Origin of the sequence: Agathobaculum sp. (assembly GCF_022775115.1) — a bacterium.
In the GTDB taxonomy this organism is placed as follows: Bacteria; Bacillota; Clostridia; order Oscillospirales; family Butyricicoccaceae; genus Agathobaculum.
Map to the genome: position 1 here is coordinate 1 of NZ_JALFLA010000020.1, position 4,954 is coordinate 4,954.

The following is a 4,954-nucleotide window of genomic DNA, read 5'->3' on the forward strand; positions in this document are numbered from 1 at the left end:
TATTGCTCAGCAGCTTGAGTGCAACTACTTGAATAGCCAGCAGGGGTCTGACAAGACCTCAGCTTTGCTATACCTTTTGGGGCCATCTTTTTTCACCACCACCATTCATTTTGGGGGTTGACTTCTAATAGTTAATCTTTCGATGTGCAAACGCGTTGAAGTTTTCTTACGCGGCAAAAGGTGGTGCCCCCAATCTGCCGCGGCGGGGGATGAAAAACCCCGTGGGATGGTCTTCACAATGCCGGAAGACGCCCCACGGGGATGGAGACAAAAACGTTATCTTCCTACGTTGGCATTATCCAAATCAGGTCAAAGGTCGGGGCGCACAGCCCCCTCTCAGCCCGTTTGCGAGCTCCCTTGTTGTAATCCGTGTGGCGTACACACAGTTTGTTGTGCGGACGGTCGTCAGTGTTCAGCCGCGCGGCATACAAGGCGCAGCCTGCGGCGCAGCGTCTCGTCCTCGAGCATGCTCAGATGGTCGAGCAGCGCGGTGCGGAACGTGCCTGTACCTAAGGCCTGCTCTGCGGCGCACTCGCCGCATATGCCGAGCAGGGCCGCTGCCAGCGCCGCTGCGGTCAGCCCGTCCGCGCGAGAGAGAAAGCAGGCCGCGAGCGCACCGACCACGCAGCCTGTGCCCGTCACGCGGGCGAGCAGGGGATGGCCGTTATGCAGCAGGCAGAGCTGCCGCCCGTCGATGACAGCGTCGGTCTCGCCGGTAGCGAACACGACTGAACCGGTGCGGCGGGCAAGCTGCGCGAGCGCGGCATAGGCGCTGTCCGCAGGGTGGAGATCGTCCGCCGCCGCGTCAACGCCCGCCGTGTGCGCCGCAAGGCCGGCAAAGGCCTTCAGCTCGGTCAGGTTGCCCTTGATGAGCGCAGGATGGTGCTGCTGCACAAAAGCACGCGCAAAATCCAGCCGCAGCGGACTGCACGCCACGCCGACAAGGTCGATGACGATGGGAACACCGTGCGCCCGTGCGGCTGCAGCGGACAGCTGCATGGATGCCATGCGCACATCGGTGATGTTACCGAGGTTGACCAGCAGCGCGCCCGCGCTCTGCGTGATGGCCGCGACCTCCTGCGGGTGCTCGGCCATGATCGGCTGCGCGCCGACCGCAAGGATGGCGTTGGCGCAGTCGTTGATCGAGATGGGATTGGTAATACAGTGGATCAGCGGACGGTCAGACCGAACGGCCCGCCTCGCGGTCAGCAGCCGCTCGATGGTCATAGACCTTGGCCCCCAATTTTTTCTGGATTCGTGCAAGCTGCCCGTTGCGGCTGAGCGCGGTGAGCAGTAGCAAGGCCACCGCGCCGCCAATCAGCGTGCCGCCGATGAACGAGGGCACGTAGAAGAACAGCGTCAGGTGGTTATAAGCACCGGTGCCGTTCCATAGCAGGGTCATTACCGGGTAGGACACGATCGCGCCGATGATACCGGTGCCGATGACCTCACCCAGACAGGCGGCGAGGATCTTGCCGCCGGACAGGCGGTAGAACACGCCGGACAGCGCTGCGCCGAACACCGCGCCGGTCAGCGCGAGCGGCGGGATGCCGAGAAAGAGCATACGGATGATGCCGATCAGCGTGGCGCACAGCAGTGACCACCACGGACCGAGCAGCACCGCGCAGACGATGTTGATCAGGTGCGCCATCGGGCACATGCCCTCCACGCGCAGAATGGGCGAGATGACCACGCCGATAGCGACCAGCATCGCCAGCACGACCTGCTTGAGCAGCAGCGAATGGTTAGTTTTTGCTTCCATGATAATAAGAACCTCCTCACAAACGGCTTGACCCGCTTTGCGCGCTTGCCGCGCGAAAAGCAATTGACCGGGCATTGCGGCGGTCCGCCGCTGCTTGTGAGCGGTCTTATCTGTAAACAGCGAGCGGCCGGCGCAATGCACCACCCGGCGGGAGGGGACAGACCGCTCCCACAGGGGTTTTCCAAGATCGGTCGGCGCTCGATTGCGCCCTCTCATCCTGAAACACAGGCTCCCTCGCTGTTCGGTTGACTTGCCAGAAATTCGGACGCAGGGCGCTCCCCCTCCATCCGCCGGACGAGCCGGTGGCGTGCAAACGGTTATGGTCAATACCGCGCAACTGCGCCTGCGGCGCTGAGTGCAATTTTGCCGCATGGTGCGGCGCTGCCCATAAAAAACGGGACATACCGCCGACGGTACATCCCTGCCCAAAGCCCCGCGCGTGGCGGGCGGTATGTTTCCCTTCGTCGGCATTATCCGCATCAGGTCATGGGTCGGAGCGCGCTACGCTCCCTCTCAGCCTGCTGGACGGCAAGCTCCCCGTTTGCTCCTTTAGCATAGCACCGCGCGGCGGGTTTGTCAACCGCCGATGCATAAAAACGGTGCTTGCCGAATCAAGGAGAAAAATGTCAGCCGTACCCATTGACAGGTGCGCGGCGCGGTGCTATACTGAGGAAAAATCAATAAGCCAAACCGTTGAAGCGGAGATAACGGCGATCATGCCTATACAGAGAGCCCGTGTTGCTGAGAGTCGGGCAAGAAACAGGTCGTCAAATGGACCGCTGAGGGTGCAGTCAAATGCGCGATTTTCGCGCAGAGTATTCTGCAACGTGTGGGCATACGTCAGTTGCCGGGGATATGTTGGTATCCTGCTGAGCGCACGGCGTGTTGCCGTGAATTCAAGGTGGCACCGCGGATAAAATGTTTTATTCGTCCTTGATGGAAGTGTTTCTGTCAAGGGCGTTTTCTGCTTTTCATACTCCTTTGGTAAAGAAGCCGAAGGGGTATTTCTGTTTATCAGGAGGGAGTTGTCATGAAGTTTTCACCCAGTCTTGATGTAGTCAAGGCGATTGCGGCCACCGGCGCGTACAAGGTGCTGCCGGTCAGCTGTGAGCTGCTGTCGGATATTTTGACGCCGATCGAGGCAATCAAAATACTCAAAAACGTATCAACGCACTGCTACATGCTGGAATCGGTTGCGGGCAAGGAAAAATGGGGGCGCTATACCTTTCTGGGCTTTGCCCCTAAGCTGGAGATCACCTGCATAAACGGCGAGATGCAGGTCGGCAGCGTCAGACTGCACACCGAGCGCCCGGCCGAGCACTTGCGTCAGATCCTTGCAGACTATAAAAGCCCGCGGTTTGACGAGCTGCCGCCGTTTACCGGGGGCTTGGTCGGCTATTTCTCCTATGATTATCTGGGGTATAGTGAGCCGTCTGTCCGTGGCGGCGCGCAGGACAGCGAGGCCTTCAAGGACGTTGACCTGATGCTGTTTGACAAGGTGATCGCGTTTGACCACTTCCGGCAGAAGATCATCCTGATGGTCAATATGCCGCTGGACGAGCCGGAGACCGGCTACAACAAGGCGGTCATGGAGCTGCGGCAGCTTTGCAGCTTGCTGAAAAGCGGGGAGAAGAAAAACGAACCGGGCGGGCGGCTGCTGGGTGAGGTGACGCCGCTGTTTGACAGGCAGGCCTACTGCGCCATGGTCGAAAGGGCCAAGCATTATATCCGCGAGGGCGATATCTTCCAGATCGTGCTGTCCAACCGCCTGAGCGCCGCGTTCGAGGGCAGCTTGCTTAACACCTACCGTGTACTGCGCACGACCAATCCCTCGCCGTATATGTTCTATTTTTCGGGTACGGATGTTGAGGTCGCGGGCGCGTCGCCCGAAACGCTGGTCAAGCTGGAAAACGGCGTGCTGCATACCTTTCCGCTGGCGGGCACGCGCCCGCGGGGCAAGACCGAGGAGCAGGACAGGGCGCTCGAAGTCGTGCTGCTGGCCGACGAAAAGGAGCTTGCCGAGCACAATATGCTGGTTGATTTGGGGCGAAATGACCTTGGCAAAATCAGCCGGTTTGGCAGCGTGCGGGTGGAAAAGCTGCACGCGATCGAGCGCTATTCGCACGTGATGCACATCGGTTCGACCGTGCGGGGCGAGATCAGACCGGAATATGACGCGCTCGACGCGGTCAGCGCCGTGCTGCCCGCAGGCACGCTGTCCGGCGCGCCCAAGATACGGGCATGTCAGCTCATCGACGCGCTGGAAAACAACAAGCGTGGCATCTACGGCGGCGCAATCGGCTACATTGATTTTACCGGCAATATGGATACCTGCATCGCTATCCGCATCGCATACAAGAAGAACGGCAGGGTGTTCGTGCGCAGCGGCGCGGGCATCGTGGCGGACTCCGTGCCTGAAAAGGAATACGAGGAATGCATCAACAAGGCCAAGGCGGTCGTTCATGCGCTCAAGCTGGCGGAGGAGATAGACCTATGACTTTACTGATCGACAATTATGACAGCTTTTCCTACAACCTCTATCAGATGCTCGGCGCGCTTGCGCCCGATATCCGGGTCATCCGCAACGACGAGCTGACCGTGGACGAGATCGCGCAAATGCGGCCCGACCGTATCCTCCTGTCCCCTGGCCCGGGCAGGCCGGAGGACGCGGGCGTTATCTGCGCCGTGGCGGAAACGCTCGGACGGGAGGTACCCGTACTCGGTGTGTGCCTTGGCCATCAGGCCATCTGCGCGGCCTTCGGCGCGAGGATCACCTATGCACGGCAGCTGATGCATGGCAAGCAGTCGGCGGTTCGGCTGGATACGGGCTGCCCGCTGTTTCGAGAGCTGCCAGAGACCGTGCCGGTTGCCCGCTATCATTCGCTCGCGGCCGACCCGGACACCCTCCCGGCGGCGCTGCACGTCCCCGCGCGCACCGGGGACGGTGAGGTGATGGCCGTGCAGCATGAGAAATATCCCATTTTTGGCGTGCAGTTCCACCCGGAGTCAATTTTGACGCCTGATGGACAAGCGATGCTTGCAAATTTTATCAATTTGAAAGGATGAATACGCGATCATGATAAAAGAAGCCATTGTCAAGATCGTCAGCAAGCAGGATCTGACGTTTGACGAAGCCTACGCCGTTATGCATGAGATTATGAGCGGTCAGACCACGGTGACCCAGAACGCAGC

General features: G+C 60.0%; 4 protein-coding genes, 1 pseudogene and 1 riboswitch. Of the genes and pseudogenes, 3 read left to right on the forward strand and 2 right to left on the reverse strand.

The window, feature by feature from the left end; all coding sequences use genetic code 11:
* Positions 1-264: 264 nt before the first annotated feature.
* Positions 265-369, reverse strand: a riboswitch (TPP riboswitch).
* A gap of 36 nt (positions 370-405) precedes the next feature.
* Both thiM and thiW read right to left on the reverse strand, forming a co-directional pair.
* Complete coding sequence (gene thiM, locus MR935_RS02865; protein ID WP_290570865.1) at positions 406-1,227, reverse strand: hydroxyethylthiazole kinase; 822 nt, start codon at positions 1,225-1,227, stop codon at positions 406-408.
* Positions 1,181-1,762: an energy coupling factor transporter S component ThiW gene (gene thiW, locus MR935_RS02870; RefSeq protein WP_290570867.1), complete on the reverse strand. Its 582-nt coding sequence runs from the start codon at positions 1,760-1,762 to the stop codon at positions 1,181-1,183. Before thiW ends, thiM begins: the two co-directional genes overlap by 47 nt.
* Before the next feature lie 1,030 nt (positions 1,763-2,792).
* Here thiW and MR935_RS02875 point away from each other — a divergent pair.
* The 3 genes and pseudogenes from MR935_RS02875 to MR935_RS02885 all read left to right on the forward strand — a co-directional run.
* A complete protein-coding gene (locus MR935_RS02875; RefSeq protein ID WP_290570869.1) occupies positions 2,793-4,259 on the forward strand; it encodes an anthranilate synthase component I family protein in 1,467 nt (488 codons plus the stop codon).
* Positions 4,256-4,828 carry an anthranilate synthase component II gene (locus tag MR935_RS02880; RefSeq protein ID WP_290570871.1) on the forward strand — a complete coding sequence of 191 codons (573 nt, stop codon included), beginning with the start codon at positions 4,256-4,258 and terminating at the stop codon, positions 4,826-4,828. The genes MR935_RS02875 and MR935_RS02880 overlap by 4 nt, the downstream gene beginning before the upstream one ends.
* A 10-nt stretch (positions 4,829-4,838) precedes the next feature.
* Positions 4,839-4,954: pseudogene (locus MR935_RS02885) on the forward strand (anthranilate phosphoribosyltransferase); the annotation flags it as partial.

Excerpts from the sequence above, each read along its gene's own strand:
- MR935_RS02880 (WP_290570871.1), top strand. The coding sequence starts at position 4,256 with ATGACTTTACTGATCGACAATTATGACAGCTTTTCCTACAACCTCTAT.
- MR935_RS02875 (WP_290570869.1), top strand. The coding sequence starts at position 2,793 with ATGAAGTTTTCACCCAGTCTTGATGTAGTCAAGGCGATTGCGGCCACC.
- thiW (WP_290570867.1), bottom strand. The coding sequence starts at position 1,762 with ATGGAAGCAAAAACTAACCATTCGCTGCTGCTCAAGCAGGTCGTGCTG.
- thiM (WP_290570865.1), bottom strand. The coding sequence starts at position 1,227 with ATGACCATCGAGCGGCTGCTGACCGCGAGGCGGGCCGTTCGGTCTGAC.